Source organism: Neopoerus faecalis, assembly GCF_029218125.1.
Classification (GTDB): domain Bacteria; phylum Bacillota; class Clostridia; order Oscillospirales; family Oscillospiraceae; genus Oscillibacter; species Oscillibacter faecalis_A.
Genome location: NZ_JARFXX010000001.1, coordinates 455,859 through 477,370, shown reverse-complemented (window position 1 = coordinate 477,370; position 21,512 = coordinate 455,859). Strand labels below are relative to the sequence as shown.

Sequence of the window (21,512 nt, the reverse complement as noted above, 5' to 3'; positions counted from 1 at the left end):
ACATCCCGGCTTTAACCGTATATGCTGTATATGTACAGTACGAACGGAGGAATTCCATGGAGCTCATTATCCGCAATACCGACAGCCAGCCTATTTACGAGCAGATCGCCGCACAGCTCAGGCGGCAGATTCTCTCCGGGGCGCTGGCGCCGGGAGAGGCACTGCCCTCCATCCGGGGGCTGGCCAAGGACCTGAAAATATCCGTCATCACCACAAAACGGGCCTACGATGAACTGGAGGCCGCGGGCTTTATCAACACCGTGGCCGGAAAGGGCTGCTTTGTGGCGGAGCAAAATCTGGAGCTGGTACGGGCGCAGCAGCTCCAGCAGCTATCGGCCCAGCTGGCCGAGGCCGTGGAGCTGGGCCGGAGCTGCGGCATGACAGAGCCGGAGCTGACCGCGCTGCTGCGCCGAAAATGGGAGGATACACCATGACAAACGCCATTGAGTTGTCGCACATTCAAAAAACCTTTCCGCAGTTTGCCCTGCGGGATGTAAGCCTCGCCGTTCCCACCGGCACCATCTGCGGCCTTGTGGGAGAAAACGGCGCGGGAAAATCCACTCTCATCCGCATTCTTATGGGCGCGCTGCGGCCGGAGAGCGGCAGGGCCACCGTCCTTGGCGCCGACACCGCCGCCCCGGACTTTCCGGCTGTCCGGGAGGACATCGGCGTGGTGCTGGATGAGGGGTGCTTTCCGGAGACCCTGACCGCGCCGCAGGTAGGGCGCATTATGGCCGCCACCTACCGCCGCTGGGAGCAGGACACCTTTGACGCCTACTGCAAGCGCTTCGGCCTGCCGGAGAAAACCGCCTTCAAGGATTACTCCCGGGGCATGAAAATGAAGCTCACCATCGCCGCGGCCCTGAGCCATCAGGCAAGGCTGCTGGTGCTGGACGAGGCCACCGCCGGGCTGGACCCCATCGTGCGGGACGAGATTCTGGATATTTTCTATGAGTTCACCCGGGATGAGACCCACTCCGTCCTCATTTCCTCCCACATTCTCAGCGACCTTGAAAAAATCTGCGATTACATTGCCTTTCTCCATGAGGGCCAGCTGCTGTTCTGCGAGGAAAAGGACGCGCTGCTGGAGACCTACGGCATTTTCAATGACACGGCGGAGCAAGCGGAGGCCCTCATGCCGGAAGCCATCGTATCCATGGAAACCACGCCCTACGGCGGCGTCCGGGCGCTGGTGCGGCGGGAGCTGGCCCCGGTGGGCTTCCAACTGGAACAGCCCACCATTGAAGAAATCATCCTTGCTCTGGTGAAAGGAGAAAAGCAATGAAAGCACTTTTGCTGAAGGATTTCTATGTCCTGCGAAAGCAGGTGTGGGTCTACGCGATCATTGTTCTGGCGTGGGGCGTTGTCCCCCAGGCATGGCTGAATCTGCTGGCCGTGGTCTACGGCTCCATTATCCCCTATTCCGCCATGGCCTATGACCAGCGGAGCCGCTGGGATAAATTTACCCGAATGCTGCCCTATTCCGACCAAGCAGCCGTCATGAGCCGATACGTGCTGGGCTGGATATTCATTCTTGCCAGCGCTGCCATTGTGATGCTGAGTCAAGGCATTCTCTCCCAGCTTTCCATTCCGTTGGCCTTTTTCAGCGCACTCCCTCTCCGTATTCTTTTCGTTGCCCTGTGCATCGGGTGCCTGCTGCTGGCTCTGAATATCCCGCTGATGCTCCGCTTCGGCACGGAAAAAGCCCGTCTGGTCTCTGCACTCACTATGTTTCTCGTCTTTGCCTCCGCAGGCGCTCTCAGCGGGCTGGCAGACGCCGAGAGCACCGCTCCCGTTATGCCGGCTTTGCCGGTGCTGGCGGTTCTTGCCATCATCGCCACCGCCGTTTCCATTCCCTTGTCCCTGAAGATTTATCGTGAGGGCTACTGAAAAAGTGCATAAATAAAACAGGAGCGCCCGTTTGCAGCGGGCGCTCCTGTTCGTTTTTTAATCTTTAGAAAAATTTTGCGGGGTTGATGCACGTTCTCGTGCAACAAACGGGGAATTTTCCGGGGAGAGTAAAGCCCCGCTCACTCGGACTGCCCCACCTCGTCCCCGGCGTGGCACAGCCGCCACTTCAGGCCGGAGTAGCGCTTCTGCCGCTTATCGTTGGCCGCCATGGAACGAATCGCCGCGTCGTCCCCCACGATGACCAGCAGCTCCCGCGCCCGGGTCAAGGCGGTATACAACACCCCCCGCACCATCAGTCCCGGCGCGGCGGGCATGGCCGCCAGCACCACACAGCGGTACTCGCTGCCCTGGGCCTTATGAACGGTCTGAGCGTAGGCAAGGTCAATTTCGCTGAGCATTTCCACGCTGTAGAGGGCCTTCCGTCCGTCAAAATCCAGCGCCAGCCACTCGCCCCCGGCGTCAATGTCCGCAATGCGGCCCACGTCACCGTTGAACAGCCCCGTGCCGACGGTACCGTCATCCTTTTCCCACATCACATCGTAGTCGTTCCGGGTCTGCATGATGCGGTCCCCCACCCGGAACACCCGCTCGCCCCACGTAAGCTCCCGTTTGCCGGGGGCCTTTGGATTCAGGGCGTCCTGCAAAAGCCGGTTCAGATTGACGGTGCCGCAAGGGCCCTTTCGGGTGGGAGTAAGCACCTGAATCTGCTCCGCCGGAATGTGCATATTATCCGGCAGTCGGGTGCGGCACAGCTCCAGCACCGTAGAGACTGCCCGCTGGGCGTCCCGGCGGCAGAGGAAGAAGAAATCCCCCTGATTGCCGGAAAGCTCCGGGCTCTGGCCCAGATTGACCCGGTGGGCATTGCGGATGATGGCGGACTGCTCCGCCTGCCGGAACACCTCACGCAAAAAGACCGTTTCGATTTTTCGGCTGCGGATGAGATCGGAGAACACGTTCCCCGCGCCCACGGAGGGGAGCTGGTCGGCATCCCCCACCAGCACAAGGCGCGTGCCGGGACGCAGCGCCCGCAGCAGCGCGGAAAACAGCGCCACGTCCACCATGCTCATTTCGTCCACAATCACGGTCTCGGCCTCCAGCGGCTCCTTTTCCGTTTTCTGGAACGTCACCTGATGGGCCGTTTCGTTCCATGTGGTGCCGAGCAGACGGTGAATCGTCTGGGCCTCCATGCCCGTCAGCTCGCTCATGCGCTTGGCCGCCCGACCCGTGGGCGCCGCTAATACAATGCTCAGTCCCATTTTCTGAAACAGCGCCACAATGCCCCGCACCGTGGTGGTCTTGCCGGTGCCGGGGCCGCCGGTGAGGAGCATGACGCCGGCTTTCGCCGCCAGCGCCACCGCCTGCCGCTGCATGGGCGCATAGGTGATGCCCTGCTCCCGCTCGATTTCCGCCACCGTCCTTTCCGCGTACCGGCTCTGGTCCGCGTCCATGTCCAGCAGCGCCAGCAGCCGGGCACAGGCGGAGCTTTCCGCCTCCCACAGCCGCCGGAGATACACCGCCTGCACATTGGCGATGTGCTCGATGACCACGGCGTGCTGCTCCGTTAGCGCGTCCAGCGCCGCCTCCACCTGCTCCAAGCCGCAGTCCAAAAGCTGACAGGTGGCGGAGAGCAGCTTGTCCCGTGGCAGGAACACATGGCCGTTATTTTCATTGAACGTCAGCTCAAAAGTCACGGCCGCCCGGAGCCGCTCACCGCAGTCCTCCGCAAAGCCCATGGACAGCGCCATGGTGTCCGTTACGGAAAAATCCACGCCGCACACATCGTCCGACAGCAGGTAAGGGTTCCGCCGCACCATTTCCAGCGCACCGTCCCCATACTGCTGCCGCAGCCGGATAGCCAGCACCGGCGGGAGCTGATACCGGGAGAGGAATTCCATGAGACGCCGCAGCCCCATGTGCTGACGGAACATCGCGCCGATCTCCATGGCCTTTTTCGCGGTGATGCCGCGAATCATCTGGAGCCGCTCCGGCTCCGTTTCCAGAATGTCCAGCGTATCAAGGCCGAAGCGCTCCACGATGCTCCGCGCCGTGGCGGGACCGACGCCCTTGCAGATGCCGGAGGACAGGTACGCTAAAATTTCGTCTTCCTCCTCCGGCAGGCTTCGCTCCAGCTCCTCCGCACGGAGCTGCTCCCCATGCTGGGGGTGGGTCTCCCATGTGCCGGTGACGGTCAGGTGCTCCCCCGGCGCCACGCAGGGGATGCACCCCACAACGGTGACGATCTCCCCCTCCTCGGTGAGCAGGCGAAGGACCGTATATCCATTTTCGGCGTTTTGAAAAATAACGCTATGTACCGTGCCCTCCCGGCAGATCAGTTCCTCCATGGTATGCCTCTTTCGTTCTCTCTTTTCATTCCAGCCGGATATCCGGCCCGGCGGTTACGGCGGCATTTTCCTCACGGGCCGCCAGATACTCGGCAAGGCCCCGGGCATCCTCCGTCAGCCCGCAGTCCGCGATGATAAGCCTTGCTCCCGGCAGCGTCCCCTGCACCCGGCGCAGCTCTCTTATGTCCGCCTCCAGCGCCGGCGCCTCGCCCCGTACCGGCAGCACCAACAAAAGGCCCGGAATCGTGGGCCGGCCCGCGTGGAGCACCGCTCCCGCCAGCAGCCATACCACCGTGGTCATCCCCACGGCGGAGAAAAAGGCGATCACGCCGTCCCGAAATACGTTCATCCCATCACCTCAGGACAGTATATGGCCAGATCTCCGCCTGTGTGACACACTCAATCTATATCGCGGGCCGTATCCAGCTTCGCCGCCACAGTATCCAGCTTGATCTCCGCGACTTCCTGCCGTCCCTTCACTGTTTCCAATTCTGTTTTGACCTCTTGGAGGGTCTTGGACACCGCTTTCAGCGTTTCCTCCATTCGATCCAGCTTGTCCTTCAGACAGACGGCTCCCGCCAAAACGGCTCCCACCGCCAGCATCCCCAGCAAAAATGGTGCGACATCTCCCCCGCCGCCGCTGAACATCCCTGCCAACAGTATCGCCGGCACACAGGCAAGCAAAGCGAACCCAATCGTATATAACGCGAATTTTCCCATATCAGTCCTCCCGGGTGATCCCCAGTTCTGCCAATATAGCTTCCTCTCTCCCCCGCATCTGCTTTTTCTGCGGACCCTCGTCCAGATGGTCATAGCCCAGCAGGTGCAGCACGGAATGCACCACCAGATACGCAAGCTCCCGGCGGTTGGAGTGGCCGTACTCCTTGGCCTGCGCCGCCACGTGCTCCATGGAGATCACCATATCCCCCAGCGGCACCAGTCCGGTGCCGGGGTCGGCATCTTCCGCTCCAGGCAGCTCACCGGGGGTCAGCTCAAACTCCGGAAAGCTCAGCACATCCGTGGCCCGGTCTACCTCCCGCATATCTAAATTGATCTGGTGGATATTCGTGTCATTGGTCAGCAGCACGTCCACCTCGCAGGGAAAGTCCACCCCCTCCGCCGCAAGGGCGGTGCGGATGACCTTGCGGATAAACGCCCTTTGGGAATCGTTCACCCCCGGCACATCGGCGGTGATGGGAATATAGTGCCGCTTTGCCATCACTTTTTCCCCTTTCCGCCGTTTTTGGCGTTTTCGTAGCTCTCATAAGCCCGGACGATGCGCTGGACCATGACATGGCGCACTACATCGGCGTTAGTCAGCTCGCAGATACCGATGCCCTCCACATTTTTCAGCACCCGCATAGCCTCCCGCAGTCCAGACGCTTTACCGTCCGGCAGGTCGATCTGGGTGACGTCACCGGTAATGACGATCTTGGAGCCGAAGCCCAGCCGGGTCAGGAACATCTTCATCTGCTCCCGGCTGGTGTTCTGGGCCTCGTCCAAAATGATGAAGCTGTCATCCAGCGTCCGGCCACGCATATAGGCAAGGGGCGCTACCTCGATATTGCCCCGCTCCAGATACTTCTGGTACGTCTCCGCCCCCAGCATATCAAAAAGAGCATCGTACAGCGGCCGGAGGTACGGGTCCACCTTGCTCTGCAAGTCGCCGGGCAGGAAGCCCAGCCGCTCGCCGGCCTCCACCGCGGGCCGGGTGAGGATGATGCGGTTCACCTGCTTTTCCCGGAACGCCTGCACCGCCGCCGCCACGGCCAAATACGTCTTGCCGGTACCGGCGGGGCCAACGCCGATGGTAACGGTGTTTTTCAGCACCGACTGGATATATTCCTTCTGGCCGATGGTCTTTGGCTTTACCGGGCGGCCCTTGGCGGAGATGCACAGCACATCCCCCGCCAGTTCGCTGATCTGTTCTTCTTTTCCGGTGCGGACCATGTCGATGATATAGCGAACGTTCTGCTCCCCCAGGGCCTCCCCCCGGGAGGACAGTGTCAGCATGGCCTGCACCGCTTTGGCGGCGTGCATTACGTCCTCGGCCTCGCCGCTGATCCGCAGCTCGCCGTCCCGGTTGGTCACCGTCACATTAAATTCCTTTTCCAGCAGGCGGATGTTCTCATCAAAGGAGCCGAAAATATTGACGGCCTGCTCCATTCGCTCAATGCTGATTCTCTGTTCCATGGACTCACTCCTATCGCTCTATCCGGGCGCTCCGCCCGGTTCTTCGGTTGTATAAATGGGAACCCGCGTCCCCAGTTCCTCCCGGCACTCCGCCGTCAGCGTCACCGTCAGGACATCGCCCCGGACGCGGGAGGATACCTGCGCGGCGGTCACGGTGCCGTAGGCGTCCACAAGGCTGTGGAGATACTGCTCCAATACGGCGCCGGTCTCCGCCTGCCGCTGTGCCGGGTCACAGGCCACGATCTCCGTTTCGTAAAAGCGGAGCGTTTCCGTTTCCAGCGTCACCGGCAGCGGGAGGCCGAACACGCACACAGGAGTTCTTACGGTCATTTTATCACATTTACCGGCGTCAATGCTACTGTTTGAAAAGAATTTTATCCGCCGGGTACCGAAAATCAATGAGCGGAGCCGCTTTTCCTCCCCCGTGTACCGCTTGGCCGCCTCAGTCAGCGGCACGTTGGCGGTCAGCGTATACCAGGTCCGGCCCTCTACCCGGCCAAGTCCGGCGGTCAGCCGTGCGCCGTAGGGGGCCGTGTCCTCTACACCGGAGATAAGAAGCTGCCCCCTTGTCACCGACATTCCCCGCAACACCGCCGCCGTGCCACCTAACGCCTGCACCCGCAGCACCAGTCCGTCCCGCCGCGCCACAAGGTTGCACGGCTCCCGGCGGTCCAGCAGCGCCGGGGCGGGACGCCGCTCCCGCACCTCTACCTTGGCCCGACAGCCGGAAACGTTGACGTTGATCCAGCTCAGCGCCGGCAGCTCCAGCAGAACGTGGTTGCGGATGTCCTCCCCGTCCAAACTCATACCGAAGCGCCCCAACGTCACGCCGTTATGCTCCAATGCCTGTAAAATGGCCTCCTTCGGCACGGTCTCGTTGCCGGTGATCTGAATATCCCAGATAAAAAACGAGCCGATGACCAGCGCCATACCGCACACAATGCTTCCCACCGCCAACGCCTGACGCCGCCGGAGCCGCGCCAGCGCGTAGGGTACGCCCTCCCGGCCCACCACCTCCAGCCTGCAGTCCAGCTTTTCCGCCGCCTGCCGCAAAAGGTGGAAATCCTTCCGGGAAATGCGGCAGGTGAAGGTCTCCGCATCCTCCCACGTAAGGTCCCAGAAGGCCAGATTTCGGGCGGAGCACACGTTCAGCACCCGCTCCGGGTAGGGACAGCGCACCCGCAGCCGCACCTGCCCCCGCAGGCGGTTGATAATTTCTCTCAGCATCCCGTCACCCACTCCACGCGGTCGATCAGCCCGCCGATTCGCAGTTCCTCCCCGGTCATGGCCAGCAGCGTCAGGCGCTGGCCGCTGACACGCAGCACGCCGAAGCCGGTGTTGGCGTCAATGCCGGTGTCGCTGTAGCGCAAAAGTCCGGTGTGGCCCTCCAGATACAGCTCCCGGTTCCCCACCAGCTCCAGCCGGGGCAGTCCCGCCACCACATCCGCCGGCAAATCGAAAAGCTCCGCCACGCTGCCCAGCACGCCGCCCTGCTCCCGTCTTTTTTCCATGTTCTCACCTCGAAAAACTCTATGCGCCGCCGGGGCGTTCCTTGCCTGTCCCGCCGCATAAGGCCGCTGCGGGGCGCATAGTCTCCCATGGGTGATGGAGATGAAAAAGGGATACCGGGCGGATGCCTGTTTGGTGCTGTGCGGCGTACTGCTCTGGTTTTTGGCGGACGCCGCCCGCCTTCGGCTGGAGGCGCTCAAGGCCCTGACCCTCTGCGCCGGGACGGTGATTCCGTCCCTGTTCCCCTTCATGACCGTCACCGCCCTGCTGGTGCGTCTGGGCTTCGGTCAATGGCTGGCGCCTCATACGGCTGGCCTGATGGCGCCGCTGTTCCGGCTGCCCGGCTGTGCCTCCTCCGCGCTGCTTCTGGGGCTGGTGGGGGGCTATCCCATCGGTGCCCGGACAGCAGCGGAGCTGTACGCCTCTGGCGCGCTGACCTGCGCCGAGGCGGAGCGGCTGCTGACGTTCTGCAACAATTCCAACCCCGTGTTTCTCATCAGTGTGCTGGGCGTGGGCGTGTTCGGCAGCGTCCGGGCGGGACTGTGGCTATGGCTCCTTCATATTGCCGCCGCGCTGCTGACGGGACTGCTGCTTCAAGGACACGGCACTGACCGCCGCAGCGTTCCGCCGGCTATTTCCTTTCAGGCCCCCTCCCTCTCCGGCGCCTTTGTGTCGGCAGTGCGGGATTCCGCCTCCGGGATGCTGTCCGTCTGCGCGTTTGTAACGCTCTTTTACGTGCTGGCCGCGCCGCTGCGGGGCCTGCCCGGACCTTGGGCGGCGCTGACCGTGGGCGTTACGGAGCTGTTCTCCCTGACGCCGCTCTTGCACTGTGACCGCATGGGCTTTGTACTGGCCGCGGGCTGCGCCGGGTGGGGCGGGCTGTCTGTTCTGTGCCAGACCGCCGCCATTTTGGATGGCACCGACCTTCCGCTGCGGCCCTGTGTACTTGGCAAGCTGATGCAGGGGCTCCTCTCCGCCGCGCTGGCGGTCCCTCTTTCCCTGTGGCTGCTTTGACAGCAAAAAAGCACCGCTGACTGCGGCGCTTCAAAACCGGATTTCATAGCAAAAGCCGCCCGAAGGGATTTCCTTCGGGCGGCTTAAGGCCGTTGATGTTGATTGCTTTATCGCTGTCCCTTATCATAGGGGATGCCCTCTGCCTTGGGAGCGCGGGAGCTCTTGGAGGTAAAGGCCAGCACAATGAGGGAGATGATATAGGGCAGCATATTGTACACGGAGCTGGGAACGTTCAGCGCCTTCAGGAAGGCAAAGCCGGTATAGACATTGCCAAGCGCCCGGAAAAAGCCGAACAGCAGCGCCGCCAGCGCGATGCGCTGAGGCTTCCACTGGCCGAAGATCATCACTGCCAGAGACAGGAAACCGAAGCCCGCCACGCCATACTCAAACCGCCACTCGGACACGCCGGCGGTGATGAACACGATGCCGCCGATGCCGCCGAGGAAGCCGGAGATCAGCACACCGGCCCAGCGCATTTTATACACGTTGATACCCACGCTGTCCGCCGCCTGGGGGTGCTCGCCGCAGGCCATGAGCCGCAGGCCGAAGCGGGTCTTGTACAGCAGCACGTAGGACGCCGCCAGCAGCAGGGCCGTTACCAGCATGAACCAGCTGAACTCAAAGGAGCCGAGGTTCACGGTAAACGCCTTTTTCGGTGCGGCATACTGGATGATGGAGGATACATCGTCGGGGTTGGCCGCCGTGTTGATGGCCTTGACAATGACGGTGGCCCCGGCAGTACCCAGCAGGTTCAGCGCCGTACCCACCAGCGTCTGGTCCGCCTTGAAGTTGATACAGGCCACCGCCAGCAAACAGGAATACAGCATTCCCACCGCCGCAGCCACCAGAATGACCGACAGGATAATGACAATAGCCGGTGCGTCCGATGGGAGATAGCGCATGGTCAGCGCGCCGCCCAGCGCGCCCATAATCATGATGCCTTCAAGGCCCAGATTGATGACGCCGGAGTGCTCGGCAAAGCAGCCGCCCAGCGCCACCAAAATCAGCACGGAGGCAAAAATCAGCGTATATTGCAGCAGCAGTGTCATTACTGATCGCCTCCCTTCCCGTCAGCTTCCGCAGCTTTCGCCCTTTGAATCGCCTTTTCCTCCCGTTTTGCGATGGAGGCGTTCATGGCGTACTTCATGAACAGCACAAAGCCGCAGAGATAGATGATAATAGCCGAGATCAGATCGGAGATTTGGGCGCAGTACATGGTCTTATCCACATAAGCGCCGCCGGCGGTGATATGCTGGATGAAGAAGGAGGCCAGCACCGTCCCCAGCGGATTCAGTCCGCCAAGGAAGGCGGCGGCAATGCCGTTGAAGCCCATGGCGGGCACGGAGGAGGTGGCGCACTGCCACTGCTCGTAGCCCGTGAGGTACAGCAGCGCCGCGCCCATACCGGCCAGCGCGCCGGAGATCATCAGGCTGAGAATCACATTCCGCTTTTCCGCCATGCCGCAGTATTTAGCGGCGTTTTTATTAAAGCCGGTGGCCTTGAGCTCATAGCCGAACTTCGTCCGGCCCAGCACCACCCATACAAGAAGCGCCATGACCAGCGATAGAGGAAGGGCAAGGCCCACATACTGATTGTTGTCAAACAGCGCCCCAATGCCAAGAGAGGGCAGCAGCGCGGAGGGATTGGTGGTGGACAGCACCAGCGTATAGGGGCTGGTATCCTCCTTCACCGTGGTCAGCAGCATATTGGTAAGGTACAGCGTGATCCAGTTGAGCATAATGCCGGAGATAACCTCGTTGACATTGCAGTAGGACTTCAGCAGTCCGGAAATCGCGCCCAGCACCGCGCCGCCCAGCATGGCCGCAATCAGGCAGGGCAGCCAGCCCCAGCCGAGGCCCAGCGCCGCGTACAGGCTCAGCGCCGCGCCCATGCAGTATTGGCCCGCCGCGCCGATGTTGAACAGGCCCACCTTGTAGGCAAACAGGATGGACAGTGCGCACATCAGCAGCGGAGCCGTTTTCACCAGTGTATTGCCGAGATACTTCAACTGGGAGGAGGGGCGGTTATACGTCAGGAAGTTTTTGATAACGGTGAGGATGGCCTCGCCCGCGCCGGCGGGATTGATAGCCAGCAGCACCACGTAGCCCAGAAACAGGCCCAGCACCACGCACACCAGCGAGGCAAGGAGCGACTGGACACCGTCATTTTTCAGCAGGTTTCGTTTCATGCCTTCACCTCATCTCTCTTGGCTCCGGCCATGTAGAGGCCCAGCTCCTCCTGCGTGGTCTTTTTCGGGTCAAGCTCGCCTACGATCTCGCCCTCGTACATCACTAAGATCCGATCCGGCACGTCCATGACCTCGTCCAGCTCCAGACTCACCAGCAGCACGGCCTTTCCGGCGTCCCGCTGGGCCACCAGCTGACGGTGGATATACTCAATAGCGCCGACGTCCAGACCGCGGGTGGGCTGCACCGCCACCAGCAGCTCCGGGTTCTTGTCGATCTCCCGGGCGATGATGGCCTTTTGCTGGTTGCCGCCGGACATACTCCGGGCAATGGTCACAGGCCCCTGACCGGAGCGGACATCATACTGCTCGATCAGCCCCTCGGCGTATTTGCGGATATTTCCCCGCCGCAGGAAGCCGGCCTTATTGGTGAACTCCGGCTCAAAGTAGCGCTGGAGCACCATATTGTTCTCCAGAGAATAATCCAGCACCAGACCGTGCTTATGCCGGTCCTCGGGGATATGGCTCATACCCAGCTTGCTGCGCTTGCGGATGGAGGCGTGGGTGATGTCCTGTCCGCAGAGGGTAATGCTGCCGCTGCTGAGGGGCTCCAGCCCCGTCAGGCCGTAGACAAACTCCGTCTGGCCGTTTCCGTCGATACCGGCAAGGCACACGATCTCGCCCCGGCGGACCTTCAGCGACACGTTTTTCACCGCGTTGTTCTTATGCAGCTTGGAGGCCATGGTCATATTCTTGACCTCCAGCACCACCTCGCCGGGCTGGACGGGCTTCTTTTCCACATGGAAGCTGACGTTGCGGCCCACCATCATGGCGGAAAGCTCCTCCACCGTGGTGTCCTTCGTGTTGACGGTGCCGATGTATTTGCCCTTCCGCAGCACCGTGCAGCGGTCCGCCACCGCCATGATCTCCGCCAGCTTGTGGGAAATAAACAGGATGGACTTTCCCTCCGCCGCCAAATTCCGCATGATCTGCATCAGCTCGTCGATCTCCTGCGGTGTCAGCACAGCGGTGGGCTCATCGAAAATGAGAATCTCATTGTCCCGGTACAGCATTTTCAAAATCTCGGTGCGCTGCTGCATACCCACGGTGATGTCCTCGATCAGCGCGTCCGGGTCCACGTGCAGCCCGTACTTCTCGCTGAGGGCCAGCACCTTTTCCCGGGCCTCCTTCTTTTGCAGCAGGCCGTGCTTCGTGGGCTCCACGCCCATGATGATATTATCCAGCACCGTAAAGCACTCCACCAGCTTGAAGTGCTGGTGCACCATACCGATGCCGAGGGCGTTGGCGTCATTGGGGTCCTTGATGGAGACCTCCACACCGTCTTTTTTGATGATGCCCTCCTCGGGCTGATACAGTCCGAACAGAACGCTCATCAGCGTGGACTTTCCCGCGCCGTTCTCACCCAGCAGGGCGTGAATCTCACCTCTTTTTAATTGAAGGGTGATGTTGTCATTGGCGATGATACCCGGGAACCGTTTCGTGATATGCAGCATTTCGATGGCATAAGGAGTTTCCAAGTCAAACCGCCCTCCTTCCGTTTTGATGGCCCACCGCGAAGTCCCTGCGGGGACGGAAACCACATGAAATCTCCGGCGATGGCCCGCAGGCCATACCGGTTCATAATCCAGTATACTATAATTTCCCGCAAAAGCAAAGGCAATTTCGGAAATGGCCGTAATTTTTCCTTTTCCGTGGGTCCCTTGCGCAAGCGCAGCGCCGTTTTGCGGGGCAAGGACGCCTCAGTCCGCCTTTTTGGCGGTCTCAATGGCCTTGACCTCCTCCAGCGTCCAGCCGGGACCGGTGAGGACGGCGGTCATCACCGGGTTCACCGGGACAGCCAGATACATATTGTTGCCATAGGTATAGGCGCCGGAGGTCACGGCAATGACCTGCCCGTGGGTATTCAGCAGCGCGCCGCCGCTGCTGCCCCGGGAAATGTCGGCAGAGTTCACCACGCAGGGCAGCGCGTAGCGCTCCAGCTCATGGGCGGCAGAGGCAATGATGCCGGAGCTGATGGCAAGGCCCAGCCCCAGCGGGTTGCCGATGGCATATACGGAGTCGCCGGGACGGATGTCCGCCGTTCCCACCAACTCCAAATGGTTGAAGGCAGAGGTGGTGCGCCGGGTATTCTCGGCGGTTTTGGATACCTTGATGACTGCGATATCAATGGCGGTATCGTAATAGAGCACCCGCTCCACGCCGTAGCGTTCGCCGTTAAGAAGAACGATGTCCGCCTTGATGGCGTCCTCAATGGAGTGGTAATTTGTCACGGCCAGACCGTCCGCCGTGATGAAAAAGCCGCTGGCGTTGGAGGCCACCACCTCATCGTGGACCTGCTCCTCCGTTTCGTATATCTCCATCTGGAACCCGGCGGAGAGATAGCGGTCGGCGATCTGCCGGGCGGTATACTCCCGGTTCAGAAGGCCCAGGGCATTGGCGGCGGAGGCGGTGCATACGCCGCTGTCGATCAGCCGCGCCAGCACTGTGGTCTCCGTTCCCTTATAGGGAAAATCCAGCGCGTCATACATGGATTCATAGAGGTCGCCGCAGTTCAGCGTGCCGGTGAGCTGCCGCTCCGTGACGCCGATACGCCACGCAAAGGCGGCGGCATCGGAAATTTCAAAATCTCCGGCCTTTTCCGTGTAGCCCAGCATCCGCAGCAGCATGGCGCACCACGCATCGGCGTTCAGCGCGCCGTTCGGCGCAAAGGACACGTTGCTGACGCCGGAGACCCAACCCCGGCGGGCAGCGTAGTTCACAGCGGTGCGGGCCCACTCCGGCACATCCCGGAAGCCCGCGAACCACCCGTCGGTATCCGGGTGCTTTTCACCGCCGGAAAGGCGCACCAGCAGCACCGCCGCCTGTGCCCGGGTGGCGGGGGCGGTCAGGTCCCGGTCAGGCTCCTCCGCCAAAATATGGAGCACCGTCAGGGCATCGGCCATGCGGGTATCATCCCCGCTCTGGGCGCTGGCCATGGGGACCGCACAGACAAGCAGCATCACCGCGCACAGCGCGGAAAGCAGACGTTTTTTCATGGAAGTCGCTCCTTCTCACTCAATGGAATAGCACTCATTGTAGCACGCGGGGACAGGGATTGCAAGCCGCGAGGGCTGTCGGCAAAGGTGGAAACACGGCGGTAGACAGCGGCGGGAAAAGCTGGTATGATGAAGCTGATCAATCGCTTTCCATTCTGAATTCTAAAGGAGTGACTTGAAATGGAACTGAAGGACATTTTGAGCAAATGCGACCATACCCTCCTGTCCCAAACGGCGACATGGGACGAAATTCGCGGCATCTGTGATGACGGCATGAAATACGGCTGCGCCAGTGTGTGCATCCCCGCCAGCTACGTCAAGCAGGCGGCGGAGTATGCGGTGGGCAGGCTGCCTATCTGCACGGTCATCGGCTTCCCCAACGGCTATGACACCACCGCCGCCAAATGCTTCATGGCCACGGACGCCGTGAATAACGGCGCGTCCGAGGTGGACATGGTCATCAACCTCGGCTGGGTGAAGGACCGGAAGTGGGATGACCTGCTCTCTGAGATCAAGGCCGTGAAGGAGGCTTGCCACGGCAAACTGCTGAAGGTCATTATCGAGTGCTGCTTCCTCACGGATGAGGAAAAAATCAAAATGTGCGAGATCGTCACCGCCTCCGGCGCGGACTATATCAAGACCTCCACCGGCTTCGGGGGCGGCGGCGCCACCCGGGAGGATGTGGCCCTCTTTGCAAAGCACGTCGGCCCCAACGTGAAGATCAAGGCCGCCGGCGGCATTGCCAATCTGCAGGACGCCGAGGACTTTATCAAGCTGGGTGCCTCCCGTCTTGGCACCAGCCGGGTGGTCAAGGCCGTGAAGGCCATGGAAAAATAAGGAGGATGCAGCATGGGAACACCGCACAATGAAGCAAGCAAGGGCGATTTCGCCAAGACAGTTCTGATGCCGGGCGACCCGCTGCGCTCCAAATTCATCGCGGAGAACTTCCTGACGGAGCTGAAGCTGGTAAACAACGTCCGAGGCGTACAGGGCTACACCGGGCTTTATAAGGGCACGCCGGTGAGCGTCATGGCCTCCGGCATGGGAATGCCCTCTATCGGCATCTACTCCTATGAGCTTTATACCCAATATGATGTAGAAAACATCATCCGGGTGGGCTCCGCCGGGGCGCTGCGGGCGGATCTGGAGCTTGGCAGCGTGGTGGCCGGTCAGGGCGCCTGCACTAACTCCAATTATATCAACCAGTATGAGCTGGGCGGCTCCTTTGCTCCCATCGCGGATTTCGACCTGTTGATGGCGGCGGTGGAGAGCGCAAAGGAGCTGGGCGTCAAAATGCCGGTAGGCAACCTCTACTCCTCCGACACGTTCTACGATGCGGCGGGACGGAATATGCGCTATCAGAAGATGGGCGTCATGGCGGTGGAAATGGAGGCGGCGGCCCTGTACTGCAACGCCGCCTATACCGGCAAGCGGGCGCTGGCCATCTGCTCTATTTCCGACAATCTGGTAACGGGCAAGGAGCTGTCCCCTGCCGACCGTCAGACCACGTTTACGAACATGATGAAAATCGCGCTGGAGGCCGCCGTGAAAATGGAGGCCCGCGCACGGCAGTAAACGGTATGCTCTCCCGGCGGGACGGTCCCCGTCCCGCCGGGGATGTCCCTTCAGTGTACGCAAACGTTTTCTTTTCTGTCGGAATCTGTCTAAAACAGGCTGCTTTTACAGCAGATTTACAAAAATATGACCAAACCGAAAACAATTTTGAATTTCGGTTGCATTGCGAAACGGAAGTTGCTATAATGAAGACCGGCCTGAAAGGCCACGTCCTCCGTTTTGCCTGTACATAGACTGCGGACGAACGCGGCGCATCTGTTTTTCGGATACCCGCCCCGGCCGCGCTTCCACAGGCGGCGGAAGGAAAATCAAACGGAAAGAGGTAAATTCCAATGAAGAAGTTTCTTGCATTGACTCTGGCATTGGTCATGTCTCTGTCCCTTGTCGCTTGCGGCAGCAAGAACGAGGAGCCCAAGACGGATGACACCAGCGACACCCAAGTTGAGGAGCCCACCGAAGGCGCCTACAAGATCGCCATGATCACCGACTACGGCGACATCACCGACCAGTCCTTCAACCAGACCACCTATGAGGCCTGCAAGGCATTTGCCGAGGACAACAGCATTGAGTTCAACTACTTCAAGCCCGCCGGCGACAACACCGCCGACCGTGTGGCCATGATTGAGAAGGCCGTGGACGAGGGCTACAACGTCATCGTGATGCCCGGCTACGCCTTCGGCGGCGCCATCGTGGAGACCGCTCCCAAGTTCTCCGATGTGAAGTTCATCGCTCTGGACGTCTCTGCCGGCGATCTGGGCGATGGCTTTGAGGTCCCCGATAACCTGTACTGCGCAGTCTATCAGGAGGAGCTGTGCGGCTACATGGCCGGTTACGCTGCTGTGAAGATGGGCTATACGAAGCTGGGCTTCCTCGGCGGTATGGCTGTTCCCGCTGTTGTCCGTTACGGCTACGGCTTCGTGCAGGGCGTTGACGCCGCTGCCGCTGAGACCGGTACTGAGAACGTGACGCTGAACTATGTTTACGGCGGCCAGTTCTTCGGCGATGCCGACATCACCGCTGTGATGGACACCTGGTATCAGCATGACGGTGTTGAGGTTGTGTTCGCCTGCGGCGGCGGTATCTACACCTCTGCTGTGGACGCTGCCAAGAAGGCTGACGCCAAGGTCATCGGCGTGGACGTCGATCAGGCCGGTGTCATCGCCAACTATGCCGAGACCGAGGGCATGACCATCACCTCCGCTATGAAGGGTCTGTATCCCACCACCTATGATACGCTGAGCGATGTCATTCTCAACGATAACTGGAGCAAGTACGCCGGTCAGATCGCCACGCTGGGCCTGGTCTCCGCTGACGATCCCGAGGCCAACTATGTCCAGATCCCCATGGGCGACGGTACCCAGTGGTGCGACACCTTCACGCAGGACGATTACAAGGCCATGGTGAAGGCCATGTATGACGGTGAGCTCACCGTGTCCAACGATATCACCAAGTCCCCCGCCGACTTTGCTACCTGCATCGCCGTGGAGGATCAGGGCGCTATCAAGGGCTAAGCCTGAGTAAATCCAAAAGCATAAATAAGACCGAGACTGTCGATAAAGTGGTAAATCCTCCGCAACGGTAAGGAAGGGTGTGCGAGGGAAACCCAAGAAGGGTGTCCTGCGCCAATGAAATCCTTAGTTTTCAGAACTTTTATGAAGTTCTGAAAACTTGTTCAGCGGGGAGAAAAGACTTTTTCGACACGCTGAGACCGGCGCGGCATAAGCCGCGCCGGTCTTTTCTTTTTACGATGTGTTTTCTTTGAGAAGTCATGTCCTTTATGACCTTAATGGCCACAGAAGCAATGCCGCAATTCTTTCTTTGCTATCCTCGCACCATTACAGCCTTATTGGAATGCGGCACTGCCGCTAACGGCTGCCCTGCCTTTAATCTCATTACTGTTCGATAGTTTAAGGGGCCGATGCGAGAGCATCGGCCCCTTATCATATTTGCCTGTCAGTATTACCTGACTGCTTCAGTTGCTCCGGCCAAGGTAGGCTTCCTTCACCCGGCTGTCCGCCAGCAGCTCCGCGCCAGTGCCGGACATGGTGATGGTTCCGGTTTCCAGCACGTAGGCAAGGTCCGCGATCTTCAGCGCCATATTGGCGTTCTGCTCCACCAGCAGCACCGTAACGCCCTGCCGGTTGATTTCCTGAATGATTTTGAAAATATCCTGCACCACCAGCGGCGCAAGGCCCAGGGACGGTTCATCCAGCAGCAGCAGCTTCGGCCGGGACATCAGCGCCCGCCCCACAGCCAGCATTTGCTGCTCGCCGCCGGACAGCGTACCCGCCAACTGCCAGCTCCGCTCCTCCAGCCGGGGAAACAGGCTGTAGACCCACTGAATGTCCTTGTCGATCTCCGCCTTGTCATGGCGGAGATAGGCGCCGATCTTCAGATTCTCCAGCACCGTCATATCCGGGAATACCCGCCGCCCCTCGGGGCTCATAGCAATACCGGTAGCGATGATTTTATCAATGGAGCGGCCCAGAAGCTCTTGTCCGTCCCAGAGAATCGAGCCCTCCGCCGCTTTGACAAGTCCTGTCACCGTCCGCAGCGTGGTGGACTTTCCCGCGCCGTTGGCGCCGATGAGCGTGACGATTTTCCCGTCCGGAACCTCCAGAGAAATGCCACGCAGTGCTTGGATTCCGCCGTAGTTTACCCGGAGCCCTTCAATTTTAAGCATCGTCCGTCACCCCCAGATAGGCGTCAATGACGCGCTGGTTATTCTGTATCTCCGCCGGTGTACCCTGCGCGATGAGCTTGCCGAAATCCAGCACGTAAATGCGGTCGGAAATGTCCATGACCAAATTCATGTGGTGCTCAATGAGGAAAATGGTACTGCCGAATTTTTCCCGAATTTCGCCGATAAAGGCGGTGAGCTCCTCCGTTTCCTGCGGGTTCATACCGGCGGCAGGCTCATCCAGCAGCAGCAGCTTCGGCTTTGTGGCCAATGCCCGGGCAATTTCCAGTCGCCGCTGCTTGCCGTAGGGCAAGCTGGACGCCGGTTCCTCCTTCAAATCGGACAGTCCCACGACCTCCAGCAGCTCCTCTACCTCCGCCCGTTGGGCCGCCTCCTCCTTCCGGTTCAGCCGGAACGCGGCAGAAAACACGCCGCTGGCGGCACGGCAGTGCTTGGCAATGAGCACGTTGTCAAAAACAGTCTGGCTTTTCCACAGCCGGATGTTCTGGAACGTCCGGGCCATGCCCGCCTTTGTGAGCTTATCCGGGGTGGGAGCCAGAACACTGTGGTAATCGTCCGCCTGCCCACCCTTATACGCCTTTTTCATTTTGCCCTGCGGGTGATTTTCGATGATTTTTTTCCCGTCGAACCACACCACGCCGTTAGTGGGCTGGTACACGCCGGTGATAACGTTGAACGCCGTGGTCTTGCCAGCGCCGTTGGGGCCGATGAGGGCCACGATCTCGCCGCGGTTGATTTCCAAATTCAAATCGTCCACGGCCACCACGCCGCCGAACTGCATGGTGATATGCTCCAGCTTCAAAAGCTGCTCGCTCATGACCGCGCCGCCCCCTTTCCGACTTTTTTCCGCCGCTTCAGAAGATCCGGCAGCTCCTTATCTCCCATCAGGCCCTTGCGGAAGAACAGCACCACCACCATGATGATGACGGAAAACACCACCATGCGGAAGCCGGTCCGCAGGAACGGCACCTTGAAGCTGCCGATGTATGTCTCGGTATCCAGAAACCGCAGCCACCACTCGCTGGCCGCCACGTACAAAAACGCCGCAATGCAGCTTCCGGAAATGGAGCCGATGCCGCCGATGACCACAATGAGCAAAATCTCATAGGTCATGGCCGTGGTAAACACCTTGGCCTGCGCCTGATTTGCAAACATGGCGAACATTCCGCCGCCGACACCGGCAAAAAACGAGCTGATGCAGAAGGCCAGCCGCTTATGGCGGGCCAGATTGATGCCCATGGCCTCCGCCGCCACTTCATCGTCCCGGATGGCCTTGAAAGCACGGCCGTAGGTGGAGTTGATCAGCAGGAGAATAACGCTGATGCACACCGCCGCCAGCAAAAACGGCACAAAGGTGGAAAGCCGCAGCAGCACCTTGCCGCTGCCATCCTGGATATTGAAGCTGGAAAACGTGGGGAAATTCTTCAATGCGTTGGCGCCGTTGGTCACAGGCCCCAGCGGGTCCCACTGGAACACAGCCCGGATGATCTCCGCAAAGCCCAGCGTGGCAATGGCCAGATAATCGCTTTTCAGCCGCAGCACCGGCAGACCGATGAGCCACGCCACCAGCGCCGCCGCGCAGCCGCCCAGCAGCAGGGCCAGCAGTACGCCCAGCACCAGTCCCACAGCGCCGCCGCCCAGCAGCTCCGGCAGGGAGAAGTTGATGACCGAGCCGTTATAGAGATAGTACACCGCCTCCCGGTCCGCCGTGGGGATGGTGAGAATGGCATAGGTATACGCGCCCAGCAGCATAAAGCCCGCCTGCCCCAGAGAAAACAGGCCCGTAAAGCCGTTGAGCAGGTTCATGGAGGACGCCACCACCGCGTACACCGCGCCCTTTTTCAAAACCGTGAACAGCATCCCGGTGGGCTTCATGGTGTTCTCCAGCACAATGACCAGCGCCAGCAGCGCCGCCGTGCAGACAAGGGCGATCACCATGCCCCTTCTGCTCTTTTTTTCCTTCAGCACAACGCTCCCCCCTTACACCTTATCCGTGACCTTTTCGCCGAACAGACCCGTGGGCTTCACGCACAGCACCACGATGAGCAGCGCAAAGGTAAAGGCATCGGAAAATACGCTCCAGTCGGAGCCCTTGATCACACTTTCGCAGATGCCGATGAGGAACGCCCCCACCACGGCGCCGGGAATGGAGCCGATACCGCCGAACACCGCCGCCACAAAGGCCCGCAGCCCCGGCAGAGAGCCGGACAGCGGCACGATGGACTGGTAATTGGTGAAATACAGCAGCGAGCCAATGGCCGCCAGCAGCGAGCCGATGATAAACGTGACGGAAATGACGCTGTTGATGCGGATACCCATCAGCTGCGCCGTTTCAAAGTCCCGGGACACCGCCCGCATGGCCATGCCGATTCGGGTGTGGTTGATGAGCTGCGTCAGCGCCACTACCAGCACCACCACCAGCACCGGTGTAATGACGGTGACATATTTCGTGGATACCCCGGCAATGGTCAGCTGGGCGGACAGGCCCGGAATCGCGGGGTACATCTGGGGCAGACCGCCTGTAACATAGGTGGCCAGATTTTGCAGCAGATAGCTCACACCGATGGCAGAGATCATCACGGACATCCTCGGCGCTGTCCGCAGCGGCTTATAGGCCGCCCGCTCAATGATAAAGCCCAGCAGCACCGTCAGCAGCACCATCAGCGGAATGGCCGTGGCCAGCGGCAGGCTGGCGCTGAGATAGACCAGCATCAGTCCCGCCACCATAAATACATCGCCGTGGGCGAAGTTGATGAGCCGCAGAATGCCGTATACCATGGTATAGCCAATGGCAATCAGGGCGTACTGCCCGCCCAGCGAAATGCCGGAGAGCAGAATGGAAATGCCGTATTGCACGGAGGAACCCTCCCTTTTTTCATAGTTTGTTCGAAAAAGCGGAAATCCGTCTTGAAAAAAGCCGCGAAGCGGCTGTTTTCAAGGCGGTCCCCGGCCCATCCGTCATTTGTAAGACACGCCAGCGGCGGATGGGAACGCGCCTGCCGGACGGGGACACCCGTCCGGCAGGG

22 protein-coding genes are annotated in these 21,512 nt (G+C 60.4%); 7 read left to right on the top strand and 15 right to left on the bottom strand.

Annotated elements, in window-relative coordinates; translation table 11 throughout:
* The first annotated feature begins 56 nt into the window (after positions 1-56).
* Genes PY311_RS02190 through PY311_RS02180 form a run of 3 tightly spaced genes read left to right on the top strand, consistent with a single transcriptional unit; the run spans position 57 to position 1,890 of the window.
* A complete protein-coding gene (locus PY311_RS02190; protein WP_286147040.1) occupies positions 57-434 on the top strand; it encodes a GntR family transcriptional regulator in 378 nt (125 codons plus the stop codon).
* On the top strand, positions 431-1,285 hold the full coding sequence (locus PY311_RS02185) for an ABC transporter ATP-binding protein (protein WP_286147039.1): 855 nt from the start codon (positions 431-433) through the stop codon (positions 1,283-1,285). The genes PY311_RS02190 and PY311_RS02185 overlap by 4 nt, the downstream gene beginning before the upstream one ends.
* Positions 1,282-1,890 (top strand): ABC-2 transporter permease, encoded by a 609-nt coding sequence (locus tag PY311_RS02180; protein ID WP_286147038.1) that lies wholly within the window; start codon positions 1,282-1,284, stop codon positions 1,888-1,890. The genes PY311_RS02185 and PY311_RS02180 overlap by 4 nt, the downstream gene beginning before the upstream one ends.
* A 140-nt stretch (positions 1,891-2,030) precedes the next feature.
* Here PY311_RS02180 and recD2 read toward each other — a convergent pair whose 3' ends face one another.
* The 7 genes from recD2 to PY311_RS02145 are packed head-to-tail and all read right to left on the bottom strand — an operon-like array spanning position 2,031 to position 7,957.
* The gene (gene recD2, locus PY311_RS02175) at positions 2,031-4,253 is read right to left on the bottom strand and encodes an SF1B family DNA helicase RecD2 (RefSeq protein WP_286147037.1); all 2,223 of its coding nucleotides are present in this window, start codon (positions 4,251-4,253) and stop codon (positions 2,031-2,033) included.
* A 25-nt stretch (positions 4,254-4,278) separates the two neighbouring features.
* Positions 4,279-4,602, bottom strand: coding sequence for a hypothetical protein (locus PY311_RS02170; RefSeq protein WP_286147036.1), 324 nt, complete (start codon positions 4,600-4,602; stop codon positions 4,279-4,281).
* Between the two features lie 50 nt (positions 4,603-4,652).
* The gene (locus tag PY311_RS02165) at positions 4,653-4,973 is read right to left on the bottom strand and encodes a Rad50 family protein (RefSeq protein ID WP_286147035.1); all 321 of its coding nucleotides are present in this window, start codon (positions 4,971-4,973) and stop codon (positions 4,653-4,655) included.
* Position 4,974: 1 nt separating this feature from the next.
* A complete protein-coding gene (gene ybeY, locus PY311_RS02160; RefSeq protein ID WP_286147034.1) occupies positions 4,975-5,472 on the bottom strand; it encodes an rRNA maturation RNase YbeY in 498 nt (165 codons plus the stop codon).
* Positions 5,472-6,446: a PhoH family protein gene (locus PY311_RS02155; protein WP_286147033.1), complete on the bottom strand. Its 975-nt coding sequence runs from the start codon at positions 6,444-6,446 to the stop codon at positions 5,472-5,474. The genes ybeY and PY311_RS02155 overlap by 1 nt, the downstream gene beginning before the upstream one ends.
* Before the next feature lie 18 nt (positions 6,447-6,464).
* Positions 6,465-7,673: a sporulation protein YqfD gene (locus PY311_RS02150; RefSeq protein ID WP_286147032.1), complete on the bottom strand. Its 1,209-nt coding sequence runs from the start codon at positions 7,671-7,673 to the stop codon at positions 6,465-6,467.
* Complete coding sequence (locus tag PY311_RS02145) at positions 7,667-7,957, bottom strand: YabP/YqfC family sporulation protein (protein WP_286147031.1); 291 nt, start codon at positions 7,955-7,957, stop codon at positions 7,667-7,669. The genes PY311_RS02150 and PY311_RS02145 overlap by 7 nt, the downstream gene beginning before the upstream one ends.
* 100 nt (positions 7,958-8,057) lie before the next feature.
* On the opposite strand from PY311_RS02145, the gene PY311_RS02140 reads away from it, so the two are divergent.
* Complete coding sequence (locus tag PY311_RS02140) at positions 8,058-8,969, top strand: nucleoside recognition domain-containing protein (protein ID WP_286147030.1); 912 nt, start codon at positions 8,058-8,060, stop codon at positions 8,967-8,969.
* Between the two features lie 107 nt (positions 8,970-9,076).
* Here the strand turns inward: PY311_RS02140 and PY311_RS02135 are convergent, their stop codons facing one another.
* The 4 genes from PY311_RS02135 to PY311_RS02120 form a co-directional block, all read right to left on the bottom strand.
* The gene (locus PY311_RS02135) at positions 9,077-10,018 is read right to left on the bottom strand and encodes an ABC transporter permease (protein WP_286147029.1); all 942 of its coding nucleotides are present in this window, start codon (positions 10,016-10,018) and stop codon (positions 9,077-9,079) included.
* Complete coding sequence (locus PY311_RS02130; protein ID WP_286147028.1) at positions 10,018-11,157, bottom strand: ABC transporter permease; 1,140 nt, start codon at positions 11,155-11,157, stop codon at positions 10,018-10,020. The genes PY311_RS02135 and PY311_RS02130 overlap by 1 nt, the downstream gene beginning before the upstream one ends.
* The gene (locus PY311_RS02125) at positions 11,154-12,668 is read right to left on the bottom strand and encodes an ABC transporter ATP-binding protein (RefSeq protein WP_286147067.1); all 1,515 of its coding nucleotides are present in this window, start codon (positions 12,666-12,668) and stop codon (positions 11,154-11,156) included. The genes PY311_RS02130 and PY311_RS02125 overlap by 4 nt, the downstream gene beginning before the upstream one ends.
* Before the next feature lie 246 nt (positions 12,669-12,914).
* The gene (locus tag PY311_RS02120) at positions 12,915-14,210 is read right to left on the bottom strand and encodes a trypsin-like peptidase domain-containing protein (protein ID WP_286147027.1); all 1,296 of its coding nucleotides are present in this window, start codon (positions 14,208-14,210) and stop codon (positions 12,915-12,917) included.
* Between the two features lie 180 nt (positions 14,211-14,390).
* Here PY311_RS02120 and deoC point away from each other — a divergent pair, with 180 nt between their 5' ends.
* From deoC to PY311_RS02105, 3 genes are all read left to right on the top strand, one after another.
* The gene (gene deoC / locus PY311_RS02115; RefSeq protein WP_286147026.1) at positions 14,391-15,047 is read left to right on the top strand and encodes a deoxyribose-phosphate aldolase; all 657 of its coding nucleotides are present in this window, start codon (positions 14,391-14,393) and stop codon (positions 15,045-15,047) included.
* Positions 15,048-15,059: 12 nt separating this feature from the next.
* Positions 15,060-15,785 carry a purine-nucleoside phosphorylase gene (deoD, locus tag PY311_RS02110; RefSeq protein WP_286147025.1) on the top strand — a complete coding sequence of 242 codons (726 nt, stop codon included), beginning with the start codon at positions 15,060-15,062 and terminating at the stop codon, positions 15,783-15,785.
* Between the two features lie 332 nt (positions 15,786-16,117).
* Positions 16,118-17,296: a BMP family ABC transporter substrate-binding protein gene (locus PY311_RS02105; RefSeq protein ID WP_286147024.1), complete on the top strand. Its 1,179-nt coding sequence runs from the start codon at positions 16,118-16,120 to the stop codon at positions 17,294-17,296.
* Between the two features lie 461 nt (positions 17,297-17,757).
* Here PY311_RS02105 and PY311_RS02100 read toward each other — a convergent pair whose 3' ends face one another.
* From PY311_RS02100 to PY311_RS02085, 4 genes are read right to left on the bottom strand one after another with little or no spacing between them, the layout of a single operon-like run.
* Complete coding sequence (locus tag PY311_RS02100) at positions 17,758-18,468, bottom strand: ABC transporter ATP-binding protein (RefSeq protein ID WP_286147023.1); 711 nt, start codon at positions 18,466-18,468, stop codon at positions 17,758-17,760.
* Positions 18,461-19,303: an ABC transporter ATP-binding protein gene (locus tag PY311_RS02095; RefSeq protein ID WP_286147022.1), complete on the bottom strand. Its 843-nt coding sequence runs from the start codon at positions 19,301-19,303 to the stop codon at positions 18,461-18,463. Before PY311_RS02095 ends, PY311_RS02100 begins: the two co-directional genes overlap by 8 nt.
* On the bottom strand, positions 19,300-20,454 hold the full coding sequence (locus PY311_RS02090) for a branched-chain amino acid ABC transporter permease (protein ID WP_286147021.1): 1,155 nt from the start codon (positions 20,452-20,454) through the stop codon (positions 19,300-19,302). The genes PY311_RS02095 and PY311_RS02090 overlap by 4 nt, the downstream gene beginning before the upstream one ends.
* Positions 20,455-20,466: 12 nt before the next feature.
* Positions 20,467-21,342, bottom strand: coding sequence for a branched-chain amino acid ABC transporter permease (locus tag PY311_RS02085; RefSeq protein ID WP_286147020.1), 876 nt, complete (start codon positions 21,340-21,342; stop codon positions 20,467-20,469).
* Positions 21,343-21,512: the final 170 nt, after the last annotated feature.